Below are 21,346 nucleotides of genomic sequence, written 5' to 3' on the forward strand. Positions count from 1 at the left end.
CCAGTCCGAGTCGCCCCGCACGATCGACGACGCTGTGTTCTTCGCCTGCTCCAGGGTGAAGTGCGGCGGGATCATCAGCTCGGCCGGATCGACCACCGCGTCGATCACGAACGGCCGGTCCGCGGCGAGCGCGGCGTCCCAGGCCGCCCCGACCTGCGCCGGGTCGTCCACTCGCACGCCGTCCAGGCCCAGGGACCGGGCCCACGCCGAGTAGTCGACGTCGGGCACGAGCTGGCTCTCGTCGAACTTCGGCGTGCCCTCGGTGCTGCGATGCTCCCAGCTGACGAACGACAGGTCGCGGTTGTTGAGCACCAGCAGCGCGAACCGGGGGTCGGCCCACTCGCGCCAGTACTTCGCCACGGTGATCAGCTCGTTGACGCCGTTCATCTGCATCGCGCCGTCGCCGAGCAGCGCGAACACCGGCCGGTCGGGGTGCGCGAACTTCGCGGCGATGCCGTAGGGCAGGCCGCCGCCCATCGACAGCAGCGTGCCGGACAGGCTCGCGAGCATCCCGGGACGCACGTGCAGGTGGCGGGCGAACCACGCCGTCACCGTGCCGCAGTCGACGGCCAGCATCGCGTCGTCGGGAAGCCGGTCGTCGAGCTCGGTGAGCACGAGCTGCGGGTTGACCGGATCCGCCTTCTGGTGGGCGACCTGCCGCTGCCCCGTCTCCCACGACGCGACGTTCTGCGCCACCTCGCCGCGCCAGGCGATCGACGGGTTGTGGTCACCCAGCAGCTCGGTGAGCGCACGCAGGGTGGGTGCGGCGTCGCCGGTGAGGTTGACCTCGGTGGGGTAGCGCAGGCCCATCTGCGCGCCGTCGATGTCGATCTGGACGGCGGGCACGCCCTCCGGCGGGTAGAAGTCGCTGTAGGGCATGGCCGAACCGACGATGAGCAGCCGGTCGCACTCCTGCATCAGCGTCCAGCTCGGGGTGGTGCCGAGCAGCCCGATCGAGCCGGTCACCCACGGTTCGCGCTGGTCCACCACCGGCATCGCCAGCAGCGCCGTCGCGATCCCCGCGCCCAGCCGGTCGGCGATCGCGGCCACCTCGGCCTCGGCGCCGTAGGCCCCCTGCCCGACGAGCATCGCGACGCGTCCGCCGCCGCGCAGCACGTCGGCCGCCGCCTGCAGGTCCGCGGCCGGCGGGATCGTCGGGCGTGAACTCGGCGCGTTCGACGTGGCGTAGTGGGCATGCGACTGCGGCGGGTCCAGCACCGCCTTCGCGTCCTGGATGTCGTTGGGCACCACCAGCACCGCGACCGTGCGGTGGGCCAGCGCGGTGCGGCACGCGCGGTCGACGAGGTGGCGGACCTGGCTCGGGTCGTCGAGCTGGGCGAGGAAGCCCGCGACGTCCTTGTAGAGGGCCAGGAGGTCGACCTCCTGGTAGTAGCCGCCGCCCTGCGCCGACAGCGCCGTCTGGCCCACGAGCGCGACGACGGGCTGGTGGTCGAGCTTCGCGTCGTAGAGGCCGTTGAGGAGGTGGATCGCCCCCGGCCCGGACGTCGCGAGCGCGGCCCCGATGTCGCCGCCGCCGTACTTGACGTGCGCGGTCGCGGCGAACCCCGCGGTTTCCTCGTGGCGGACCTGCACGAACCGGGCGTCGTCACGGCGCTGCAGGGCGGAGGTGAGACCGTTGATGCCGTCACCGGGGTAGCCGTAGTAGTGGTGGACGCCCCAGGAGGCCAGCCGGTCGACGAGATGGTCGGCGACCGTGGAGTGCCGGGGCTCGTCACCGGTCGTCGGGGTCTGCGTCGTCGGGGACTGGAGGTTCGTCATGGGAGCGGGGTGCCCGCTGGGAGCGCGGACCAACCCGGCCCTGGCCGGCGGGCCACCCCCCAGGGAGCCCGCCGGCCGGTGGTCAGAACCAGTTGGCGCGGCCGCCGACCGCGCGTCCCGTCCGGCCGAGGACCAGGAGGACGATTCCCACGATCAGGAGCAGGCCTCCGATGTAGTACAGGATGCTGATGCCGGCGACGTAGCCGACGATGAGCAGGATCAGACCGAGAATGATCACGTCGTTCCTCCAGGGGTGACGGTGATGCCGGGGGGTTCGGCAGTGTGGCGGACTACCCGTTCGGTGGTGATCCCAATCACGGCGGCCGAGCCGACTACTTGCCGAGGACGTCCTTGGCGGCGTCCTTGACCTTCTCGCCGGCCTGCTTGATCTTGCTGGAGGCCTGGTCGCCCCGGCCCTCCGCCTCGAGACTCTTGTCGTCGGTCGCCTTGCCGACGCCCTCCTTGGTCTTGCCCTTGAGCTCCTCGGCCTTGTTGTCGATCTTGTCACCCATAGCCATGGTGGTCGCTCCTTACGTGGTGGTGTGGGAGGTGGGTGCCCGCTCGGCGGAGGTGGCAAACCGGTCGGGCAGGCACACGTCACTCGCCGATGATGCGGATCTCCACGTGGGCCGGCGGGTCGGCGGGACGTGACGGGTCGGTGACGACGGTGTCGTCGATGCGCACCCACCCGCTCGCGAGGTGGTGCCGGGCGCGCTCCTCGGTGATGCCGGACTGGATCAGCCGGTCCAGGACGGTGGCGGTGGCGGTGGCGGTGGTGTTCATGGCGTTTCCCTTCGGTCGGTCGATGTCCTGATCTTCGCCGACGGGCTGTCGTCAGGGCAGGGCCGAAGGACCCTGCTCGGGCGGCACCATGGTGCGCAGCAGCACCGTGCGCAGCAGGTCCGCCAGGACCTCCGGGCGTTCGTTCTTGCGGTTGAGGCTGCGCACGAGAACCATGTTCACGATCGTGCTGCCGATGTCGTCGGGGGACGGGTCCGGGCGCAGCTCGCCGGACTCCTGGCCGTACCGGACCAGCCTGGTCAGCGGCGTGAGCAGGGGGACGATGGTGCGGGGGTCGAGCTGGTCGCCCGGGTCCGGGACGTCGCCGGTCCGGATCGCGTACTCGAGCACCGCGGCGGTGAAGGCGGCGGTCAGCCCGCGGTGGTAGTAGCTCAGCCGCGCCAGGGCCGTGATCTGGTCCTCCAGCGCGTCGAGGACCGGGCGGCCGCGCGCGATGTCCTGGTCGGCCTGCACCACCAGCGTGGCGACGTGCGGGGCGAACACCACGCCGATGAGCACGTGCTTCGTGGGGAAATGGTTGTACGCGGTGGCCGCGCTCACCCCGGCCTCGGCCGCGATGTCCTCCACCCTCGTCGAGGCCCATCCCCGGGCCCCGAACGCCGTGTCCGCGGCGGCGATGAGGGCGGCCCGGGTGCGGGTCCGTTTGGTCGCCGCCGCCCGCGCCCGCGGATCGTCGTCGGGGTGCGGGCCGTCGAGAACACCGTTCATCCGCACCACCTCCGGCCTCCAAGGATCTCGGGCATCGGGGGGCGGTCGTTACCCGGTGCGGGGTGACCAGCCCAGCGCCGGGCCCAGCCGGGTGGCCGTGTCGGTGAGGATCTGCACGTAGTCGGCGGCCTCGAAACCGAACGGCAGGGCGAAGACCACCTCGTCGACGGCCTGGAACCCGGCGTGGGCGTACAGGGTCTCGGCGACCTGCTCGGACGGGCCCAGGACGTCGGGGGCGAAGAGCATGTTGGCCGGGCCCTGCGGGCGTGCGGTCCGCGGGGTGCGGGCCTCGACGTAGGCGGCGTACTTCGCCCGCTGCTGCGGCGTGGCCGTGTCGGTCGGGATGACGACGAGCCCCTGAGAGACCCGGGCCTTCCCGCCGGCCGGGTGGTGGGCGCGGAACGTCTCGATCTGGGCGCGCTGCAGGGTGGCGAAGTCGGTGGTGTCGTCGGGGCCCGGGGCCTTCAGCACGCTGCTGGTGAGCAGAGACAGGCCCTGCCTGCCCGCCCACTCGGCGGAGCCGGGGCTCGCGGCGCCGTACCAGATGCGGTCGGCGAGCCCGGGGGAGTGCGGCTGCACCTGGTCGGAGTACTCCTCGATGCCCACCGTGCCCTGGAAGGGGCTGGCGGGCTCGCCGCGGATCAGCCCGACCAGGCGCTTCACCCGCTCGTAGGTGAAGTCCTCGACGTCGGCGGTGTCGGGGTAGAGCGCGTCGCGGACGTCGCCGAAGCGCAGGGGCGGCCCGACGGACACACCGGGGTTGATGCGCCCGCCCGACAGGACGTCGACGGTGGCGAGGTCCTCGGCCAGCCGCAGCGGGTTCTCCCAGCCCAGCGGCGTGACGGCCGTGCCCAGCTCGATGCGGCTCGTGCGCTGGGTGGCCGCGGCCATGACGGCGACCGGGGAGGATATGCCGTACTGCAGGTGGCGGTGGCGCAACCAGGCCCCGTCGAACCCGAGCCGTTCGCCGAGCTCGATGACCTGCAGCGTGGTCTCGTGGCCGGCGCGCGGATCGGCGCGGTCGAACGAGCCGATGGTGAGGAAGCCGAGCTTGCGCAGTGGCGACGAGGCAGACGGCACCCTGCCACCGTAGCTCCGGGTGCGGTCAGAAGCCGGGGAAGACCTTCCGGAGGTCGTCGAGCGTCACATCACCGGTGACCGTGACGCCGTTGGGCGTGTGTCCGGCCGTCAGGCGCCCGCCGATCAGCCGGATCGCCGACTCCAGCGGCCCGGCGAACGTCGCGGTCGGGTCCGACACCGCCGTAGTGACGGCGACCCCGTCCCCGATGGTCAGGGCGAACCCGGAACCCGCGACGTCGACCGTCGCGGGCTTCGCCAGCACGTCGGCCCTGCCGAGGAACCCGGCCATGAAGGCGAGACCACCCGAGAGGTGCTCGGCGAGCAGCTGCGCCGCCTCGGCGGGGAGCGCGGCGGCGGGGTCCAGCGCGACCCGGACGTCCCAGGCGTGCAGGGCCGCCTCGTTCAGCCGCATGCCGGCCACGGACGCCAACGCCAGCGGGGCCGGCAGGAAGCCCAGGTCGACGGCCAGGGTCTCGCGCTGCTCGGCGGTCAGGGCCTCGTACGCGGCGACGAGGGCGGCGTCGCTGTCGAGGAAGTCGGTGGCCTGAGCGCGCGGGCCCTTCGCGTTCCAGCGGTCCCAGACGTCCTGGTTGGACTCCGCGGGCGGGGTACCGGTGAGAGCGGCGGTGAGTCCGGCGAGCGCGATCTCGGCGCCGCTGCCCAGGTGGGAGAGCACCTGCGCGAGCGGCCACTCCGCCGCCCCGGACGGGCCGGTGAGCTCCGCGTCGGAGAGGCCGGGCACGGTGGCGGCGAGGTCGTCGTGGATGGTGCGCAGTGCGGCGATGGTGCGGTCGGCCAGTGTGGTCATGCCGGGGCCAACACCGTGAGTGCCCCGGCCCTTCCCCAGGACCGCCGACGCCACGGCCACGATCTCGTCGGTGATCCGGGGCCGGCTGTGCAGGCGGCCGATCCGGGCGATGTCGTGCACGGCGCTGCGCGCGGCGTGCACCAGCAGTTCCGCGTCGACGGCGGTGAGCTCGGGCCGCTCGGCCCGCAGCGCCGCCACCCACCGGCGGACGTCCTGCCCCGCGGCGTCGGCGACGGACTGCCGGGCCCCGGCCGGCAGGTGGATGCCCTCGGTGACGTGGACGCCGAACAGCTCCCGTTCCCGCACGACGACGGCGGCGTAGCGCTCGACGAGGTCCCGGACCGGCTTCTCCGGACGGGGCACGGGCACCTGGGCCGCGGCGCGCTCGTGGGCCGCGATCAGCAGGTGGGCCTTCGTGGGGAAGTGGTGGTAGATGCTCGGCCCGGCGATCCCCGCGGCCGCGCCGATGTCGTCCATGCTCACCGCGGCGTAGCCGTGGCGGTGGAACAGCGCGATCGCCGTGGCGAGCACCTGCTCGGCCCGCGGCAGGTCCGGGCGCCCCGCAGCGGCCGGCGCCGGAGGGGGCCCGGGCGGGGGCAGCTCCGCTTGGCCCACGGCCGTCGCGGCCCGGAGCAGCGCATCCCGGTAGGCCTCGTGCGGCAGGTCCAGCGGCTGGGTCGACGGGCTCGCGAGCACCGCGAACGCGCCGGTGGCCAGCACCCGCACCCGGCCGTCGTCGAGATCGGGCCGGGCCGCGGCGACGTGCGCGGTGAACTCCCGCACGAGCCGCCGGAACCGCGCCGAGGCCTCGTCGCGGTCGCGGTCGTCGAGATGGCGGACCTCGCGCTGGAGCAGGACCCAGACGTCCCGGCGCCGCAGGGCCGCCTCGGCGAGGTGCTCGAGCGCCCCGTCGAGCGAGTCCGCTCGCGAGAGGGCCGCCTCGACGTGGTCCAAGCCGGTGGCGATCGCGCCGGCGAGCAGGGCGTTCTTGTTGCGGAAGTGCCGGTACACCGCCGGGGCGGTGACGCCGACCTCAGCGGCCACGTCGGCGAGGGCGACGCCGTGGAAGCCGAGGCGGTGGAAGTGCGCGGCGGCGACCTCCGCCAGCTCGCGGCGGCGTTCGGCCGCCGGTCGCCGCGCGGCCCTGGTCGTCACCGACGCACCGTACCCCTTGCCTAGTGAATATTCACTAGATACGGTTCCGGCCATGTCGACGACGACGCCCCTGGCCATCCGCTACCGCGAAGCCGGTTACCGCGCCACCGGGCTGTGGACGCCGCAGTCCCTGGCCGAGCTGGTTCCCGACCGCGCCGCGCGGCACCCGGACCGGGAGCTGTTCCTGTTCGAGGGCCGCCGGGTGAGCTACGGCGAGTTCGCGACGTGGACGCGCACCGTCGCCCTGGACCTCGTGCGGCGCGGCGTGGGCCGCAGCGACCGCGTGCTCGTCCAGCTGCCGAACTGCCTGGAGGCGCTGGTCGTGCAGGTCGCGGCGTTCCGGGCGGGGGCGATGGACGTGCCCGTGGTGCCGATCTACCGCCAGCACGAGATGCGCCAGATCCTCGCCGACTGCCGTCCCGCCGTGGTGTGCACGGTGACGGCGCTGGGCGACCGCGACCCGACGGCCGAGATCGACGGGCTGCTCGACGAGCTCGGCCTCTCCCCGGTGGTGCGCTTCGCCGTCGGCGCCGAGCGTCCGGGCTGGTCGGTGCTCCCCGAGCCCGACGCCGCCGCGGCCGGGGAGCTGCCGGAGCCACCGCCCGCCGACGAGCCGATGTTGCTGCTCTACACCTCCGGCACGACGTCGGCACCCAAGGGCGCGCTGCTGAGCAGCCGGGCCGTCATCGCGCACATGGTCAACTTCCGGGCCGCGCTGGAGGCGGGCGAGCACACCGTCACGCTGGCCGCGACGCCGCTGTCGCACCTGGGCGGGTTCGTCGCGGCGGTGGTGTTCCCGGTCTTCCTGGGCGGGCGGTCGGTCGTCATGCCCGGCTGGCGGCCCGACGCGGCCGTCGAGCTGATCGAGCGTGAGGGCGTCACGTTGATGATGGGCGCCACGGTGTTCATCGCCGACCTGGTCGAGCGCTACGAGAAGGCACCCGCCGGGGCCCACCGCCTGGAGGTCTACGCGGCCGCGGGGGCGGCCGTCGCCCCGGAGCTGGTGGACCGCGCCGGCGAGGTCGGGGTGCAGGTCGTGCGCGCCTACGGGATGACCGAGACCGCCGGGGTCTGCGCGATCGCGTGGGCGGGTGACCCGTTGGCGCGGCGCCGCGAGTGGGACGGCCGCCTGCTGCGCGCGATGGAGATCCAGGTCGTCGACGACGAGCGGCGCCTGGTGGAGCCCGGCACCGTCGGGCACCTGCGCATCCGCGGCCCCCAGCTGTTCACCGGTTACACCGACCCCGTGCTCACCGCCGAGCAGATCGACGGCGACGGCTGGTTCTACCCGGGCGACATCGGCCGCGTCGACGACGAGGGCTGGGTGCAGATGGTCGGGCGCACCAAGGACATCGTGAACCGCGGCGGGGAGAAGTTCTCCACCATGGACATCGAGATCGCGATCGCCTCGCACCCCGGGGTGCAGCGTGTCGCGGTCACGGCGGTGCCGGACGAGCGGCTCGGCGAGGCGGTCGGGGCGTGGATCGTGCTCGACGACGGCATCGGTGATGCCGATGTCCTCGTGAACCACCTGCACGAGCGGGGCCTCGCCCGGCAGAAGATCCCCGTCCGGTGGCACGTGGTCGCGGAGATCCCCGCCACCGCCAGCGGCAAGGTGCAGAAGCACCGCCTCGAGCAGCTCCCCGACCTCCACACCTGGACCACCGAGAGGAAGCCCGTTTCGTGAACACCACCACGTCGGTGCAGGACGGCGTCGCCACGATCACCTTCGACCGGTTCGACCGCCGCAACGCCCTGAGCGTCGCGATGTTCACCGAGCTCGCCGACGCCCTCGACGCCTGGGCCCACGACGACGCCGTCGCCGCGGTGGTGATCACCGGGGGCGAGGAGATCTTCTGCGCGGGTCTGGATCTCGACCTGCAGTCGGGCTTCACCGACGAGATCCGGGAGCTCTACTCCGAGGTGTGCCTGCGCGCCTACGGCACATTGCTCGACTACCGCAAGCCGACCATCGCCGCGGTCGGCGGGGCGGCGCTGGGCGGGGGCTGCGACATCGCGGTGTTCGCCGACATCCGCATCGCCGCACCGAACGCGGTCTTCGGCTTCCCCCAGGTCCGGTTCGGCCTCACGCCGTACTTCTCGCCGCTGTGGAAGATCGTCGGGCTGAGCCAGGCCAAGCTGCTGACGTTCTCCGGCGAGCGGATCGACGCCGCCGAGGCGCTGCGCATCGGGCTGGTCGACCGGATGAGCGAGCCGGGCGGGGTCGTCGCCGAGGCCACCCGGCTGGCTCGCTCGATCGCATCCACCACCACGGCGTCGGCGGTGAACAACAAGGAGATGGCCCGCCGCTCCCCGGCGATGGACCCGATCAGCGCCCTGACCTACGAGACGCTCGCCTACCGCGAGGTCATCCGCCATCCCGAGGTCGTCCAGCGCATCAACGACGCCTACGGCGCTATCCGGAGGAAGGACTCGTGAGCATCTGCCCCGACGACTTCCCCGGGCGCTGGCTCACCGCCTGGAACTCCCACGACACCGAGCAGGTCTTCGCGCTGCTCGACGACGACATCGTCTGGGACGACCGCGTGTTCTGGCCCGAGGTGATCCACGGCCTTCCGGCGCTGCGGGCGTACATGGACAAGATCTGGGAGGCGATGCCCGACGTCGTCTGGACCGAGACCGAGCGGTTCTTCAACCCCGACCGCACGCGCGGGCTCGTCCTGTTCGAGCAGACCGGCAGCGCCCCGGCCAGGCTCGGCGGGGAGGGCCGCTTCTCCTCTCCGGGCTGCGACATCTTCATGGCGTTCTGCGACGGGAAGCTGGCCCACTACCTGGGCGCCTACGACATCGTCGGCATGCTGGAGCAGATGGGTGCGCTGCCGCCGCGCGGGCATCGCACCGGCAGCGGCTACGTCATGTCGCTGGCCCGTCGGACGTGAGCTTCCACTTCGAGGGTGACGTCGTGATCGTCACCGGGGCGGGGGCGGGGCTCGGCCGCCGCTACGCGCTGGATCTCGGTGCGGCCGGCGCGCGGGTGGTGGTCAACGCCCGCACGCGCGACGCCGCCGACGCCGTCGTCACCGAGATCCGCGAGGGCGGCGGCACGGCCACGCCCGCGGTCACCGACGCGCGCGACGGCGCACGGCTGGCCGAGGTGGCGCTGGGCGAGTTCGGGCGCGTCGACGCGCTCGTCGTCAACGCGGGGTCCGTGCGTGACCGGTCGTTCCTGAAGATGACGGCCGAGGACTGGACGGAGGTCGTCGACGTCCACCTCGGCGCGGCCTACGCCGGCTGCGCGGCGGTGTGGCCGCACCTCATGGCGCAGCGCGGCGGGTCGATCCTGCTCACCACGTCCGGGGCCGGGCTGCACGGGAACTTCGGGCAGGCCAACTACGCCGCCGCCAAGGCCGGGGTGATCGGCCTCGCGAAGTCGCTGGCCGTCGAGGGCGCCCGGAAGGGCGTGCGCGTCAACGCGATCGCGCCGATGGCGGCCACCGCCATGACCCGCGACGTGTTCGACGAACGCCTCACCGCCGCGCTCACCCCCGAAGGCGTCTCCGCGGTGGCCCTGGCGCTGGTCCACCGCTCCTGCCCGCTCACCGGCGAGGTCGTGGAGACCGGCGGTGGCTGGGCGTCGGTGCTGCGCTGGGAGCGGTCGGCCGGTGCCCGGCTGGAGCGTCCCGACCCCGCCGCCGTCGACTGGGCCGCCGTCACGAGCTTCCACGACCGGTCCGACCACCCGTCCAGCACGGCCGACTCCCTGGCCGGCCCGATGAAGGAGCGCACATCGTGCCCCCGTACCTGAACCTGTCCGTCGAGAACGGCGTCGGGATCCTGCAGCTCGATCACCCGGAGAAGCGCAACGCCCTGGGCTGGGAGCTGCACCACGGCATCGTCGAGGCGCTGGAGGGCTGGGCCTACGACGACGAGGTCGCCGCCGTGCTGCTGATCGGCAACGAGCAGTACTTCTGCTCGGGCTGGGCGCTCGACGTGCTGCAGGGCACCACCCCCGAGGAGCGCACGCGGTTCACCGACCTCGCGTACCGGCTCATGATCACGCTCTACGACTTCCGCAAGCCGACCGTCGCCGCCGTGGCCGGGGTCGCGCCCGGCTACGGCATGGACCTGGCCAACATGTGCGACATCACGATCGCCTCGGAGAACGCCGCGTTCGGATCGACGCAGGTCAAGTACGCGATGAACGGCTTCTACCACGGCATGCTGCGCAAGACGAACAGCCAGCGCGCCCGCCGGATGTTCTTCACCGGCGACCCGGTCGACGCCCACGAGGCCCTGCGGTGCGGCCTCGCCGACGAGGTCGTGCCGGTCGGGACGTTGCGGGAGAGCGCCCTGCGCCTGGCCGGTGAGATCGCCGAGCACGGTGCGGAGCTGACCGCGGTGCTGAAGGAGGTGGCCCTGCGCGCGTCGGCGATGGACCACGTCAGCGCCACCGCCTACGAGCTGCGCGTCACGCACGACCTGCTCGGACGCGACCTCTTCGCCCACCGCATCGCCGAGGGCCTGGACCGCCTGCGATCCGGGCGCAGCAAGGCGACGGAACGGCTGGCTCCCTAGCCGGGTTCGGTGGACCGCACGCGGCCGGTCAGGTCCCGGACCTGGTTCCCCAACGCGTTCACCCGGGGTTCCAGGCCGTCCGACTGCGTCCTGCCGCAAGGGTAGGCGGGGCACCCTGCGACGCGGGGCCGGGTCGGCGGACTACCCGAACCGCTCGACGAGCAGCCCGGCGCCGACCGCCACCATCCCGAGCCCCGCCGCCCGGCCGGTCAGCCTGGCCACCGCGGGACGGGCGAGCAGCACCGTGCGGGCCAGGTGCCCGAGCGCCAGGTAGAAGGCGGCACAGGTGAGCACGAACGTCAGCCCGAGCACCCCGAGCTGCCACGCGATCGGCCAGGTGCCCCGGGGGTCGGTGAACTGGGGCAGCAGCGCCAGGAAGACCAGCAGGCCCTTGGGGTTGAGGCCGCTCACCCCGATGCCCTGGGCGACGGTGCCCCAGGCGGACCGGGTGCGCCGGTCGGTGGCGGTGGGCAGCGCTGCCGGCTGTGCCGCCGTCGTCGCTCCGTGCACGATCAGGTACACGCCGCCCACGGCCGTCAGCCCGGTGAGGATCGCGGGGGAGCCGGCCACGAGCGCGCCGACCCCGGCCGCGACGACGAGGGTGATCCCCGCGTAGCCCAGCACCAGCCCGCCCACCGCCGGCATCGACCGGTTGCGCAGCCCGGCGCCGATCGTGAAGGCCCAGTCGGCACCGGGCACGGCGATGAGCAGCACCGCGACGAGCCAGAACGCGAGGACCGAGCCAGTGGCCATGGGGCAACGCTAGGCGGGGAAGCCGGGCAAAAGGTCCCGACTTCGCCCCAACCATGGGGACCTGATGGAAGAATCCACCCCGTGGACACCATCGACCGGAAGATCCTTGCGGTACTGCAGGAGGAGGGCCGCCTGACGATCACGGAGCTGGCCGCCCGCATCGGGTTGAGCGTCTCGCCGTGTCACCGCCGGCTGCGCGAGCTGGAGCGCAGCGGCGCCATCCTCGGCTACCGTGCCCTGGTCGATCCCGCCGCGCTCGGCCTGGGTTTCGAGGCGCTGGTCTTCGTCACGATGCGTCAGGAGGACCGCGCCACGCTGCTCGGCTTCGAGGCCGCCGTCGCCGCCGTGCCCGACGTCGTGCAGGCCCAGCGGCTCTTCGGCGACCCGGACTACCTGCTGCGGGTGATCACCGCCGACCTCGGCGCCTACCAGCGCCTCGAGGACGATGTGCTGGCCGCGCTGCCGGGCGTCCAGCGACTGAACTCGACGCTGGTGATGAAGCAGGTGGTGCAGGACAGGGCGTTGCCGGCACTGTCCCCCTGAGTGCACTGGGTCACACCCGTGGCCCCGCTCCTACCGTCCGACCAGCGCATCCACGTGCGGTCGAGCGGTGCGACGGAGCCGCGATGAGTGTCTGACCGAGGTCGGCACCGGCGTCAACCCTTCACGGCGGGCGAGGTGCGGGGTGCCGCCCGCTGGTTCAACGACACGTCCGACGTCCTGTCGATCGACGACGACGATCTCGAGGAGACCATCGCGGTCGGGCGCGGGCGGCGGGATCTACTGTGGTCGGCGTGTACTCCACTTCGGTCGGCGGGCACGTCGACGCCCCGCGCGCGTCCGTCTACCGGGCGCTGCTGGACCCCGCCGCGGTCGCGCGCTGGCGGGTCCCGGACGGCATGAGCAGCGAGGTGCACGCCTTCGACGTCCGGGAGGGCGGGGCGTTCCGGATCTCGCTCACCTACGACGCCCCCGGCGCCGCGGGCAAGTCGGCCGCGCACACCGACACCTACCACGGCACCTTCGTCAGGCTCGTGCTGGACGAACAGGTCGTGGAGACCCTCGAGTTCGAGACGGCGGACCCGGGCCTGCAGGGCGTCATGACCATGACCACCACGCTCACCGACGCGGCCGGCGGCGGCACCGACGTGCGGATCGAGCACGAGGGGCTGCCCGACGCCGTCCCGGCCGCCGACAACGAGACCGGGACGCGCATGGCGCTGGCCAACCTGGCCGCGCTGGTCGAGGGGCGTTAGCTCAGGCCAGCGGCCCGGCCGGCCTCGCGATCACGACGATCGCCCCGGTGCTGCTGGGTGCGCTGCCCCCGGGACCCGGGTGGTCGGGGTTGGCGGCGAACCGCGCGAGACCCGGGGGACAACATCGACGCTGCTGCGGATGTCGGACGGTGCGGGCGGCGTCGGGGCCACGCGCCACCGGGAACTCATCGGCGAGTACCGCTAGCGTCGGGGACATGAGCGACCCCTACGCACCGTTTGACGCCGTGCACATCGAGCGGCCGGAGGAGGGCGTGCTGCGCATCGTCCTCGACGGCCCGAACCTCAACGCGGTCGGCCGCGCCGAGCACCAGCAGCTGGCCGACATCTGGCCCGTGATCGACCGCGACGAGTCCGTGCGGGCGGTCGTCGTCCAGGGCGCGGGCAAGGCGTTCTCGGCGGGCGGCTCGTTCGACATGATCGAGGAGATGGTCGCCGACCCGGTGGTGCGCACCACCGTGCTGCGCGAGGCCCGCGACCTCGTCTACAACGTGATCAACTGCTCGAAGCCGGTCGTGTCGGCCATCCACGGCCCCGCCGTCGGCGCCGGGCTCGCGGTGGGCCTGCTCGCCGACATCTCGATCGCCGGGCGCAAGGCCAAGATCGTGGACGGCCACACCCGGCTCGGGGTGGCGGCGGGCGACCACGCGGTGATCAGCTGGCCGCTGCTGTGCGGCATGGCGAAGGCCAAGTACTACCTGCTCACCTGCGACGCGCTCACCGGCGAGGAGGCCGAGCGGATCGGGCTGGTGTCGCTCTGCGTCGACGACGACCAGGTGCACGAGAAGGCGATGGAGGTGGCCCGCAAGCTGGTGGTCGCGTCGCCGAGCGCGACCGCCTGGACCAAGCAGTCGCTCAACCACTGGTACCGCTCGGCCGGTCCGGCGTTCGACGCGTCACTGGCGCTGGAGTTCTACGGTTTCGGCCTGCCCGACGTGCAGGAGGGTGTGGCCGCCCACCGCGAGAAGCGGGCGCCGACGTTCACGGGGCCGGTGGTCTAGTCACCCGAGGAGCTCCAGCATGCGGGCGACCAGCAGGTCCGTGGCGGCCGCGTCGAAGTCGGGCAGGGTGCTGTCGGCGAACAGGTGCCCGTCGCCGGGGTAGAGGTGCAGATCCGCGCCGGGGACCGTCGCCGCGAGCTCGCGGGCCACGGCCATGTCGCCATCGGCCAGCATCAGCGCGTCGGCCTCCATCGCGTGCATCTGCAGCGGCACGCCGCCCCGGGCAGCCCCTCGACGGCCGCCCGGCCCCGCTCGAGGACGGTGCGGAAGCCGAGCTCCTCGGCGTGGGCGACCCCGGCGTCGCGGGTGTCGAAGGTGGCGCCGTCGTAGAGGTCGGGGGTGGTGACGTGGTGGCCGGCGGCGGCGAGCCGGTCGGCGAAGGCGCGGATGCCGGTGGTGAGGCCCTGGGCGTGATGGAACAGGACGACGTCGGTCATTCGAGGCACGGTAACGTCGATCATCGTGAGTGGCGAGGACGTACCCGAGCTGAACACCGGCCAGGCACACAGCGCCCGTGTGTACGACTACCTGTTGGGCGGCAAGGACAACTACGCGGCCGACCGCGCCGCCGCGGAGGCCGCGCTCCGGGTCTTCCCGAACGCCCGGGCCGCCGCGCGGGCCAACCGGGAGTTCATGCACCGCGCCGTCCGGGCGGTCACGGAGCTGGGGGTGCGGCAGTTCCTCGACATCGGCACCGGCATCCCCACCAGCCCGAACCTGCACCAGGTGGCCCAGGGGATCGATCCGGCCTGCCGCGTGGTCTACGTCGACAACGACCCGATCGTGCTCGCCCACGCCGCCGCGCTGATGACGAGCGTGCCCGGCGGTCGTACCGCCTACGTCCAGGCCGACGCGAAGGATCCCGGGGCCGTGCTCGCCGCTCCCGAGGTGCAGGCGACGCTCGACCTCGACCAGCCGGTGGCATTGTCGCTCATCGCGATCCTGCACTTCATCGACGACGACGAGGTGGCCGCGGGCATGGTGCGCGGGATCCTCGAGCACCTGGCGCCGGGCAGCTTCCTGATCCTCACCCACGCCACCCCCGACATCGCCCCGGAGGCGATCTCGGGCTCGCTGGCCGCCTACCGGTCGGCGGGGATCCGGGGCCGGCTGCGCAGCCGGGACGAGCTGGAGCGGCTGTTCCTCGGCGGGCTCGACGTCCTGGAGCCCGGGATCGTCGTCCCGCAGCGGTGGCGGGCCGGCGCGGTCGAGATCGGCGGGCTGAATGACACCGACATCCCCGTGTACGCCGCGGTGGCCCGGAGGGCCTGACGCCCAGCGGCTCGGGCCGGCCGCTCCGCCGGCGCCCGCACCTCCGCGAGCACCGCGTCCCCGCCTCGACGCCGCCGCGATGGCCACCACCGTCGGCGCGTCGGTGATCACGCTCGGCGGGCTGCTGCGCCACCTCGCCCGCGTCGAGCAGGACTCGTTCTCGTGGAAGCTGCACGACGGCGAACGCCCCTTCTGCACGAGTCGGTGGGAGGGGAGTGATCGTTCGTCCAGACCCTGCGGCACCTGGCCTACGCCCCCGACGTCCGGGTCAACCGGGTGATGCTGGGCGACCCGGCTCCGTGGGACCCGCTCGACCTGCCCTTCGACGGGCTGGACGAGTCGTCGGGCGTGTGGTGGGACCCGGGACGCGCGGCCGTCGCTGGACGAGGTGCTGCGGCTGCGCCGGTCGCCAGGCCACTGTCCGGTCGGTGCTCGACGCCCTGACCACCGAGCAGCTGGAGGGGAACACGGTGCCGGTGGAGGGCCCGGGGTGGCCCGAGCCCCGCGCCTACCCGGTGCGGGAGTGCCTGCTGACCGTCCTCACCGAGGAATGGGAGCACCGCCTCTACGCGGAACGCGACCTCGACGTCCTGACCACGTCCGACGGACGGCACTCCCGTCGCCTAGGTTCTGACGAGAGTGCCGTTCGTCGGTGATCGAACTCCTGCGAGGTGGACGTGCGTACCGGGCTGATCCTCACGCGAGACCAGCAGAACGTCGCCGACACGGCCCGCTGGGCCGAGTCGGCCGGGTTCGACCACCTCGCCTCCGGCGAGCACCTGTTCTTCCACGGCGCCACGTCCAACGCGTTCGTGCTGCTCGCCGCGGCCGCCGGGGCTACGGAGCGGATCCGGCTGCTCACGGCGTTGACGATCCTCCCGGTCTACCCCGCGGTGCTGGCCGCGAAGTTCGCCGCCACGCTCGACCAGGTCTCCCGTGGGCGACTGGACCTCGGCGTCGGGATCGGCGGGGAGTACGCACCCGAGTTCGAGGCCGTCGGGGTGCCCGTCACCGAGCGCGGACCGCGCACCGACGAGGCCCTCGGCGTCCTGTCCAGGCTGTTCGCCGGCGGGAAGGTCGAGTTCGACGGGCGGTTCACGCGGATACCCGGCCTGGAGCTCGACCCGCTGCCCGTGCAGCGCCCGGGCCCGCCGGTCTGGGTCGGTGGGCGCCAGGACGGGGCGATGCGCCGCGCGGGGCGCCACGGCGACGTCTGGATGCCGTACATGTACACGCCCGAGCGACTCGCGGCGAGCGTCGCGCGCGTCACGGAGGTGGCCGCGGAGCACGGGCGCGGGCCGTTGCGCAATGCCATCTTCTGTTGGGGTGCGGTCGACACCGACCCGGCCCGGGCCCGACGGGACGCGATCGAGGCGGTCGGGGCCACCTATGACCAGGACTTCGAGCCGCTGGCCGACAAGTACCTGCTCACCGGCACGCCCGACCAGGTGCTGGCCCGGCTCGCCGAGTTCCGGGACGCCGGCGCCGACACGGTGATCTTCGGGCCGCCGCGCGACGCCGACGCGTGGGAGCGCAGCTCCCGGCTGTTCGCCGAGGAGGTGATCCCGGTCCTGCGCGACCGGTGATCGGTACACCGCCGCGCCCGCCCGCCTTGGACAGGACATGACTTCCATCGCGATCATCGGGGCAGGAGCGGGACTGGGCGCGGCCGTCGCACGGCGGTTCGGCGCGGAGGGCTTCACGGTCGGCCTGGTCTCCCGCAACCAGGAACGCCTCGACGTCCTGGCCGAGGACCTCGCGAAGGACGGCGTGCGGGCGCAGGGCTTCACGGCCGACGTCCGCGACCCGGCGTCGCTCGCGGCCGCGCTCGAGCGCGTCACGGAGACGCTCGGCCCGATCGAGGTGCTGCAGTACAGCCCGTTGCCGCAGAAGGACTTCATGCGCCCGGTGCTGGAGACGACGCCCGCCGACCTGGTCGGACCGGTCGAGTTCTCGATCTACGGCCCGGTCGCCGCGGTGCACCAGGTGCTGCCGGGCATGCGGTTCCTGGGCGAGGGGCGGGGCACGGTGCTGTTCGTCAACGGCGGGTCGGCCGTGACGCCCGGCAGGAACGTCACCGGCACGTCGGTCGCCTTCGCCGGCCAGGCCGCCTACGCGCAGCTGCTCCACGAGGTGCTGGGCGAGGAGGGCATCCAGGTGTCACAGCTGATCATCCCGGGCCGGATCATCGCGGGTGACGCCGAGAAGGACCCCGACGTGCTCGCCGGACACCTGTGGGACCTGCACACGAAGCGCGACCGGTTCCGGTTCGTGGTCGGCGACTGACGCGCCGCAGCCCCGTTCACCGGTGCCCCCGGGAACGAGGCCCTGACCGCCCCTCGGCGCCGGCCCCTCGTGATCGGCCACCGCGGCGCGTCGCGCTACCGTCCGGGGCGCAGGCTGGCCTCCTACGCGCTGGCCGCGCGGAGGGGCGCCGACCTCGCGCGGTGCGGAGCTCCTCGCCTGCTGAGGCGTATGCTCCCGGGCCGTGGATCTCGCCCGGCACGACACCGGGACGGTGTCGGTCGCGGAGCTCGTGGGCACGTTGTCGCTGTCGGCCGACCTCGGTCTCGGGCAGCCGATGGAGCACGTCGCCCGGGCCTGTCTGATCGCCGTCCGCCTCGCCGAGCTCATGGGGCTGTCCGCCGACGACCGGGGGGACACCTACTACCTGGGTCTCCTGGCGTTCGTGGGGTGCACGGCCGACTCCCACGAGTCGGCCGCGCTCTTCGGTGACGACCTGGAGACGCGGGCCGGCGTGTACGACGTCGAGATCGGCAGCCCGGCGATGCTGGCCTACCTCCTGCGCCGGGCCGCGGGGCACGGGTCCCTGCTGCACCGGGCGACGGTGCCCGCCCGGCTGCTGGCCACCGGCGGCAGCGGTGTCCGGCCGCTGATGGCCACGCACTGCCAGGTCACGGGCCAGCTGGCCGCCCGGCTCGGGCTGGGCGAGCGGGTGTGCGGGTGCCTCGAGCAGACCTTCACCCGCTGGGACGGCCGCGGCACGCCGCCGATGCAGGGGGAGCAGATCGCGCTGCCCACCCGGCTGGTGCAGCTCGCGGACGTGGTCGAGGTGCACCACCGCCACGGCGGCGTCGCCGCCGCGCTGGACGTCGCGCGCCGCCGGGCCGGTGGCCCCTTCGACCCTGCGGTGGTCGCGGAGCTCGTGCGGCACGGTCCCGTGCTGCTCGACGGGCTGCCGCCCGAGTCGAGCTGGGCCGAGCTGATGGCGGCCGATCCGACGCCGCGCGCCCTGACCGGGGAGGGGCTGGACGGGGCTCTGGAGGCGCTCGCCGACTTCGTCGACCTCAAGTCGCCGTACTTCGCCGGGCACTCCCGTGGCGTCGCCGACCTGGCCGCGGCGGCCGCCCGCCGGGCCGGGCATCCCGAGCCGGAGGTGCGCACCCTGCGTCGGGCCGGGCTGGTGCACGACCTGGGCCGGTCCGGCGTGCCCAACACGATCTGGGACAAGCCCGGCCCGCTCACCGCGCTGGAGCGCGAGCGCGTGGAGCTGCACGCCTACTACACCGACCGGATGCTGCGCCGGGTCCCGGCCCTGGCCGACGTCGGAGCGGTCGCGGCCCTGGCCCACGAGCGGCTCGACGGGTCGGGCTACCACCGCGGCGTCGCCGGTACCGCCCTGCCGGCCACGGCCCGGTTGCTCGCAGCCGCCTGCTGCTACCACGCGATGACCGAACCTCGGCCGCACCGCCCGGCCCGCACCCCGGACGAGGCCGCCCGCGAGCTGCGGGCCGAGGGGCGCGCCGGACGGCTGGACGCCGGGGCCGTCGAGGCCGTGCTGGGCAGCGCGGGACACCGCCCCCGTCGCGCGGCGGGCGGGCCGGCCGGGCTGACCCCGCGCGAGATCGAGGTACTGGCGCTGCTGGCCCGGGCGGCCTCGACGCGCCAGATCGCGCGCCGGCTGGGCATCACCCCGAAGACGGCCGGCAACCACATCGAGCGGATCTACCTCAAGATCGGGGTCAACACCCGGGCCGCGGCCGCCCTGTTCGCGATGCAGCACGGTCTGCTGGGCAGCCTGGAGCCCGTCGAACCCTGAGGAGAACTCCTCATGTCCCGGGTCGGTGGCGTCCCTAGCGTCGTGGTCATGAACCCGACCCTCGCCGATCCGTCGCCCGGTGCCGCACTGATCCACGCCCTCGCGGGCGCCGACCGGGACGCCGCCCGCGGGCTGCTCGCCCCCGACCTCGTCTTCCGTGCGCTGCTACCGCCGCTCGTCGTCGAGCTCGACGACCGCGAGCGCGTCCTGGACCTGCTCGCCGGCTGGTTCCCCCCGGGCGGGGTCGAGGAGCTGGAGGAGGTCGGGTCCGGCACCGTCCTCGACCGGCACCGGGTCTCCTACCGGGTGCGCTGGCACGACGCGGCCGGCGACCGGTTCGTCTTCGAGCAGCAGGCCTACTACGACGTCGGCGACGCCGGGATCACCTGGATGCACCTGCTGTGCACCGGCCACCGGTCGCTGCCGGAAAAGGGGGAGCGGTGATGGGCAACAAGGCGGTGGTCAGCCTGGCGAGCGGGCTGGAGGACGCGGAGCGCGTCACGGTCGCGTTCCTGATGGCGGTGGGGGCCGCCGAGCAGGGCCGGCCCACGATGATGTTCCTGTCCAAGGAGGCCGTCCGGCTCGCGACGCCGGGCGTGGCGGTGGCCACCGCGTGCGAGGGATGCCCGCCGTTGACGGAGCTGCTCGACCGCTACCAGGCGGCGGGTGGCCGCTACCTGGTCTGCCCGATCTGCGTCCAGGCGAAGAAGCTCGACGCCGGTGCCCTGATCGACGGCGCCGAGGCCGGCGGGACCGTCGTGCTGTGGAACTGGATCGGCGACGAGGACGCCACGACGTTCAGCTTCTGAGCGCATTGACCGCGCCCGGTCGCTACGGCTAGCCTGCTGCACAACTGGTATATCAGTTGTGTCGGAGGTCAACGCGTGGAACAGCCACCGGAGCACCCTGCCTTCCTGTGGCGGACGCCGGACCCGAAACCCGCCTACGACGTCGTGATCGTCGGCGGGGGAGGGCACGGGCTGGCCACCGCCCACTACCTGGCGCGCAACCACGGCATCACCAACGTGGCGGTGCTGGAGAAGGGCTGGCTCGCGGGCGGCAACATGGCCCGCAACACCACGCTGATCCGCTCCAACTACCTCTGGGACGAGAGCGCGGCGATCTACGAGCACGCGCTGAAGCTGTGGGAGGGACTGGAGGACGACCTCGGCTACCCGATCCTGTTCAGCCAGCGCGGCGTGCTCAACCTCGCCCACACCGAGCAGGACGTGCGCGACAGCGTCCGGCGCGTGGAGGCCAACAAGCTCAACGGCGTCGACGCCGAGTGGCTCGGCCCCGACGAGGTCGTCAAGATCTGCCCGATCGTCAACGTCTCGGCCGACATCCGCTACCCCGTGCACGGCGCCACCTACCAGCCCCGGGCGGGCATCGCGAAGCACGACTACGTGGCCTGGGGCCTCGCCCGCCGCGCCGACGAGGCCGGGATCGACCTCATCCAGGACTGCGAGGTCACCGGCTTCACCACCGACGGCAGCCCAGAGAACGGTGGCCGCGTGACGGGGGTGCGCACCACGCGGGGTGACATCTCCTGCGGCACCGTCGCCCTCTGCGCGGCCGGCCACACCTCGACGCTCACCGACATGCTCGGCATCGGCGTGCCGATCCAGAGCCACCCGTTGCAGGCCCTGGTGTCCGAGCTGCTGGAGCCGGTGCACCCGACGATCGTGATGTCCAACGCCGTGCACGTCTACGTCTCCCAGGCGCACAAGGGTGAGCTGGTGATGGGCGCCGGGGTCGACTCCTACAACGGCTACGGCCAGCGCGGCGCGTTCCACATCATCGAGCGACAGATGGCCGCGGCGGTGGAGCTGTTCCCGGTGTTCGCCCGCGCCCACCTGCTGCGGACGTGGGCCGGGATCGTCGACGTCACGCCGGACGCGTCGCCGGTGGTGGGCCGCACCCCCTACGAGAACGTCTACCTCAACTGCGGCTGGGGCACCGGCGGGTTCAAGGCGACGCCGGGCGTCGGCTGGTGCCTGGCCGACACCATCGCCCACGGCGAACCGCACCCGTACATCGCCCCGTTCGGCCTCGACCGTTTCGTCACCGGCGCGCTCGTGGACGAGCACGGCGCCGCCGCCGTGGCCCACTAGGAGAT

At 73.2% G+C, this 21,346-nt stretch carries 27 protein-coding genes; 16 read left to right on the plus strand and 11 right to left on the minus strand.

Annotated features, from left to right (window positions below; translation table 11 throughout):
* The 7 genes from BGP03_RS30745 to BGP03_RS30775 all read right to left on the minus strand — a co-directional run.
* Window positions 1-1,779 (minus strand): thiamine pyrophosphate-requiring protein (locus BGP03_RS30745; RefSeq protein WP_299738422.1); only part of this gene is annotated, 1,779 nt, incomplete at its 3' end.
* A gap of 82 nt (window positions 1,780-1,861) precedes the next feature.
* A complete protein-coding gene (locus BGP03_RS30750) occupies window positions 1,862-2,017 on the minus strand; it encodes a hypothetical protein (RefSeq protein ID WP_296374147.1) in 156 nt (51 codons plus the stop codon).
* 94 nt (window positions 2,018-2,111) lie between these two features.
* Window positions 2,112-2,297, minus strand: coding sequence for a CsbD family protein (locus BGP03_RS30755; RefSeq protein ID WP_296374145.1), 186 nt, complete (start codon window positions 2,295-2,297; stop codon window positions 2,112-2,114).
* Between the two features lie 79 nt (window positions 2,298-2,376).
* Window positions 2,377-2,562 (minus strand): hypothetical protein, encoded by a 186-nt coding sequence (locus tag BGP03_RS30760; protein ID WP_296374142.1) that lies wholly within the window; start codon window positions 2,560-2,562, stop codon window positions 2,377-2,379.
* 51 nt (window positions 2,563-2,613) lie between these two features.
* Window positions 2,614-3,288, minus strand: a complete 675-nt coding sequence (locus BGP03_RS30765) for a TetR/AcrR family transcriptional regulator (RefSeq protein ID WP_296374140.1) — start codon at window positions 3,286-3,288, stop codon at window positions 2,614-2,616.
* A 48-nt stretch (window positions 3,289-3,336) separates the two neighbouring features.
* Window positions 3,337-4,368, minus strand: a complete 1,032-nt coding sequence (locus BGP03_RS30770; RefSeq protein WP_296374137.1) for an LLM class flavin-dependent oxidoreductase — start codon at window positions 4,366-4,368, stop codon at window positions 3,337-3,339.
* Window positions 4,369-4,393: 25 nt separating this feature from the next.
* Window positions 4,394-6,331: a TetR family transcriptional regulator gene (locus BGP03_RS30775; RefSeq protein ID WP_298798701.1), complete on the minus strand. Its 1,938-nt coding sequence runs from the start codon at window positions 6,329-6,331 to the stop codon at window positions 4,394-4,396.
* Between the two features lie 52 nt (window positions 6,332-6,383).
* On the opposite strand from BGP03_RS30775, the gene BGP03_RS30780 reads away from it, so the two are divergent.
* The 5 genes from BGP03_RS30780 to BGP03_RS30800 are packed head-to-tail and all read left to right on the plus strand — an operon-like array spanning window position 6,384 to window position 10,867.
* Window positions 6,384-8,018: a class I adenylate-forming enzyme family protein gene (locus tag BGP03_RS30780; RefSeq protein ID WP_298798702.1), complete on the plus strand. Its 1,635-nt coding sequence runs from the start codon at window positions 6,384-6,386 to the stop codon at window positions 8,016-8,018.
* Window positions 8,015-8,770: an enoyl-CoA hydratase/isomerase family protein gene (locus BGP03_RS30785; protein WP_296374131.1), complete on the plus strand. Its 756-nt coding sequence runs from the start codon at window positions 8,015-8,017 to the stop codon at window positions 8,768-8,770. The genes BGP03_RS30780 and BGP03_RS30785 overlap by 4 nt, the downstream gene beginning before the upstream one ends.
* Window positions 8,767-9,231 (plus strand): nuclear transport factor 2 family protein, encoded by a 465-nt coding sequence (locus tag BGP03_RS30790; RefSeq protein WP_296374129.1) that lies wholly within the window; start codon window positions 8,767-8,769, stop codon window positions 9,229-9,231. Before BGP03_RS30785 ends, BGP03_RS30790 begins: the two co-directional genes overlap by 4 nt.
* Window positions 9,228-10,097 (plus strand): SDR family NAD(P)-dependent oxidoreductase, encoded by an 870-nt coding sequence (locus tag BGP03_RS30795; RefSeq protein WP_296374127.1) that lies wholly within the window; start codon window positions 9,228-9,230, stop codon window positions 10,095-10,097. The genes BGP03_RS30790 and BGP03_RS30795 overlap by 4 nt, the downstream gene beginning before the upstream one ends.
* Window positions 10,082-10,867 carry an enoyl-CoA hydratase/isomerase family protein gene (locus tag BGP03_RS30800; protein WP_296374125.1) on the plus strand — a complete coding sequence of 262 codons (786 nt, stop codon included), beginning with the start codon at window positions 10,082-10,084 and terminating at the stop codon, window positions 10,865-10,867. Before BGP03_RS30795 ends, BGP03_RS30800 begins: the two co-directional genes overlap by 16 nt.
* Window positions 10,868-11,008: 141 nt before the next feature.
* Here BGP03_RS30800 and BGP03_RS30805 read toward each other — a convergent pair whose 3' ends face one another.
* Window positions 11,009-11,620 carry a LysE family translocator gene (locus tag BGP03_RS30805; RefSeq protein WP_298798705.1) on the minus strand — a complete coding sequence of 204 codons (612 nt, stop codon included), beginning with the start codon at window positions 11,618-11,620 and terminating at the stop codon, window positions 11,009-11,011.
* An 81-nt stretch (window positions 11,621-11,701) separates the two neighbouring features.
* Here BGP03_RS30805 and BGP03_RS30810 point away from each other — a divergent pair, with 81 nt between their 5' ends.
* Both BGP03_RS30810 and BGP03_RS30815 read left to right on the plus strand, forming a co-directional pair.
* On the plus strand, window positions 11,702-12,163 hold the full coding sequence (locus BGP03_RS30810) for an Lrp/AsnC family transcriptional regulator (RefSeq protein WP_296374121.1): 462 nt from the start codon (window positions 11,702-11,704) through the stop codon (window positions 12,161-12,163).
* Window positions 12,164-12,414: 251 nt separating this feature from the next.
* Window positions 12,415-12,876: an SRPBCC domain-containing protein gene (locus BGP03_RS30815; RefSeq protein ID WP_296374119.1), complete on the plus strand. Its 462-nt coding sequence runs from the start codon at window positions 12,415-12,417 to the stop codon at window positions 12,874-12,876.
* A 1-nt stretch (window position 12,877) separates the two neighbouring features.
* Here the strand turns inward: BGP03_RS30815 and BGP03_RS30820 are convergent, their stop codons facing one another.
* Window positions 12,878-13,093, minus strand: a complete 216-nt coding sequence (locus BGP03_RS30820; RefSeq protein ID WP_298798708.1) for a hypothetical protein — start codon at window positions 13,091-13,093, stop codon at window positions 12,878-12,880.
* Here BGP03_RS30820 and BGP03_RS30825 point away from each other — a divergent pair.
* Window positions 13,092-13,895, plus strand: coding sequence for an enoyl-CoA hydratase/isomerase family protein (locus tag BGP03_RS30825; RefSeq protein ID WP_298798710.1), 804 nt, complete (start codon window positions 13,092-13,094; stop codon window positions 13,893-13,895). The genes BGP03_RS30820 and BGP03_RS30825 overlap by 2 nt on opposite strands.
* Here BGP03_RS30825 and BGP03_RS30830 read toward each other — a convergent pair whose 3' ends face one another.
* Together BGP03_RS30830 and BGP03_RS30835 are read right to left on the minus strand one after the other, a co-directional pair.
* Window positions 13,896-14,087, minus strand: a complete 192-nt coding sequence (locus tag BGP03_RS30830) for a dienelactone hydrolase family protein (RefSeq protein ID WP_296374116.1) — start codon at window positions 14,085-14,087, stop codon at window positions 13,896-13,898. It lies immediately after the preceding gene.
* Window positions 14,069-14,332 (minus strand): dienelactone hydrolase family protein, encoded by a 264-nt coding sequence (locus tag BGP03_RS30835; protein ID WP_296374113.1) that lies wholly within the window; start codon window positions 14,330-14,332, stop codon window positions 14,069-14,071. The genes BGP03_RS30830 and BGP03_RS30835 overlap by 19 nt, the downstream gene beginning before the upstream one ends.
* 25 nt (window positions 14,333-14,357) lie before the next feature.
* On the opposite strand from BGP03_RS30835, the gene BGP03_RS30840 reads away from it, so the two are divergent.
* The 8 genes from BGP03_RS30840 to BGP03_RS30875 all read left to right on the plus strand — a co-directional run bounded on the left by BGP03_RS30840 (window position 14,358) and on the right by BGP03_RS30875 (window position 21,341).
* On the plus strand, window positions 14,358-15,167 hold the full coding sequence (locus tag BGP03_RS30840) for an SAM-dependent methyltransferase (RefSeq protein ID WP_298798712.1): 810 nt from the start codon (window positions 14,358-14,360) through the stop codon (window positions 15,165-15,167).
* 428 nt (window positions 15,168-15,595) lie between these two features.
* Complete coding sequence (locus BGP03_RS30845; protein WP_296374109.1) at window positions 15,596-15,823, plus strand: hypothetical protein; 228 nt, start codon at window positions 15,596-15,598, stop codon at window positions 15,821-15,823.
* A 21-nt stretch (window positions 15,824-15,844) separates the two neighbouring features.
* Entirely contained in the window at window positions 15,845-16,753 is a 909-nt protein-coding gene (locus BGP03_RS30850) for an LLM class flavin-dependent oxidoreductase (RefSeq protein WP_298798714.1), read from the plus strand.
* A 37-nt stretch (window positions 16,754-16,790) separates the two neighbouring features.
* Window positions 16,791-17,453, plus strand: a complete 663-nt coding sequence (locus tag BGP03_RS30855) for an SDR family NAD(P)-dependent oxidoreductase (protein WP_296374106.1) — start codon at window positions 16,791-16,793, stop codon at window positions 17,451-17,453.
* A 202-nt stretch (window positions 17,454-17,655) separates the two neighbouring features.
* Complete coding sequence (locus BGP03_RS30860) at window positions 17,656-19,227, plus strand: HD domain-containing phosphohydrolase (RefSeq protein ID WP_298798717.1); 1,572 nt, start codon at window positions 17,656-17,658, stop codon at window positions 19,225-19,227.
* 48 nt (window positions 19,228-19,275) lie between these two features.
* Window positions 19,276-19,671 (plus strand): hypothetical protein, encoded by a 396-nt coding sequence (locus BGP03_RS30865; protein ID WP_298798719.1) that lies wholly within the window; start codon window positions 19,276-19,278, stop codon window positions 19,669-19,671.
* Window positions 19,671-20,036, plus strand: coding sequence for a DsrE family protein (locus BGP03_RS30870; RefSeq protein WP_298798721.1), 366 nt, complete (start codon window positions 19,671-19,673; stop codon window positions 20,034-20,036). The genes BGP03_RS30865 and BGP03_RS30870 overlap by 1 nt, the downstream gene beginning before the upstream one ends.
* A 75-nt stretch (window positions 20,037-20,111) precedes the next feature.
* Window positions 20,112-21,341: a sarcosine oxidase subunit beta family protein gene (locus BGP03_RS30875; RefSeq protein ID WP_296374098.1), complete on the plus strand. Its 1,230-nt coding sequence runs from the start codon at window positions 20,112-20,114 to the stop codon at window positions 21,339-21,341.
* The last annotated feature ends 5 nt before the right edge of the window (window positions 21,342-21,346 follow it).

Source organism: Pseudonocardia sp. 73-21 (genome assembly GCF_001899645.1).
Classification (GTDB): Bacteria; Actinomycetota; Actinomycetes; order Mycobacteriales; family Pseudonocardiaceae; genus Pseudonocardia.

Excerpts from the sequence above, each read along its gene's own strand:
- BGP03_RS30855 (WP_296374106.1), top strand. The coding sequence starts at position 16,791 with ATGACTTCCATCGCGATCATCGGGGCAGGAGCGGGACTGGGCGCGGCC.
- BGP03_RS30780 (WP_298798702.1), top strand. The coding sequence starts at position 6,384 with ATGTCGACGACGACGCCCCTGGCCATCCGCTACCGCGAAGCCGGTTAC.
- BGP03_RS30865 (WP_298798719.1), top strand. The coding sequence starts at position 19,276 with ATGAACCCGACCCTCGCCGATCCGTCGCCCGGTGCCGCACTGATCCAC.
- BGP03_RS30805 (WP_298798705.1), bottom strand. The coding sequence starts at position 11,620 with ATGGCCACTGGCTCGGTCCTCGCGTTCTGGCTCGTCGCGGTGCTGCTC.
- BGP03_RS30820 (WP_298798708.1), bottom strand. The coding sequence starts at position 13,093 with ATGTCCCCGACGCTAGCGGTACTCGCCGATGAGTTCCCGGTGGCGCGT.
- BGP03_RS30755 (WP_296374145.1), bottom strand. The coding sequence starts at position 2,297 with ATGGCTATGGGTGACAAGATCGACAACAAGGCCGAGGAGCTCAAGGGC.
- BGP03_RS30765 (WP_296374140.1), bottom strand. The coding sequence starts at position 3,288 with ATGAACGGTGTTCTCGACGGCCCGCACCCCGACGACGATCCGCGGGCG.
- BGP03_RS30830 (WP_296374116.1), bottom strand. The coding sequence starts at position 14,087 with ATGGAGGCCGACGCGCTGATGCTGGCCGATGGCGACATGGCCGTGGCC.
- BGP03_RS30825 (WP_298798710.1), top strand. The coding sequence starts at position 13,092 with ATGAGCGACCCCTACGCACCGTTTGACGCCGTGCACATCGAGCGGCCG.
- BGP03_RS30760 (WP_296374142.1), bottom strand. The coding sequence starts at position 2,562 with ATGAACACCACCGCCACCGCCACCGCCACCGTCCTGGACCGGCTGATC.
- BGP03_RS30870 (WP_298798721.1), top strand. The coding sequence starts at position 19,671 with ATGGGCAACAAGGCGGTGGTCAGCCTGGCGAGCGGGCTGGAGGACGCG.
- BGP03_RS30835 (WP_296374113.1), bottom strand. The coding sequence starts at position 14,332 with ATGACCGACGTCGTCCTGTTCCATCACGCCCAGGGCCTCACCACCGGC.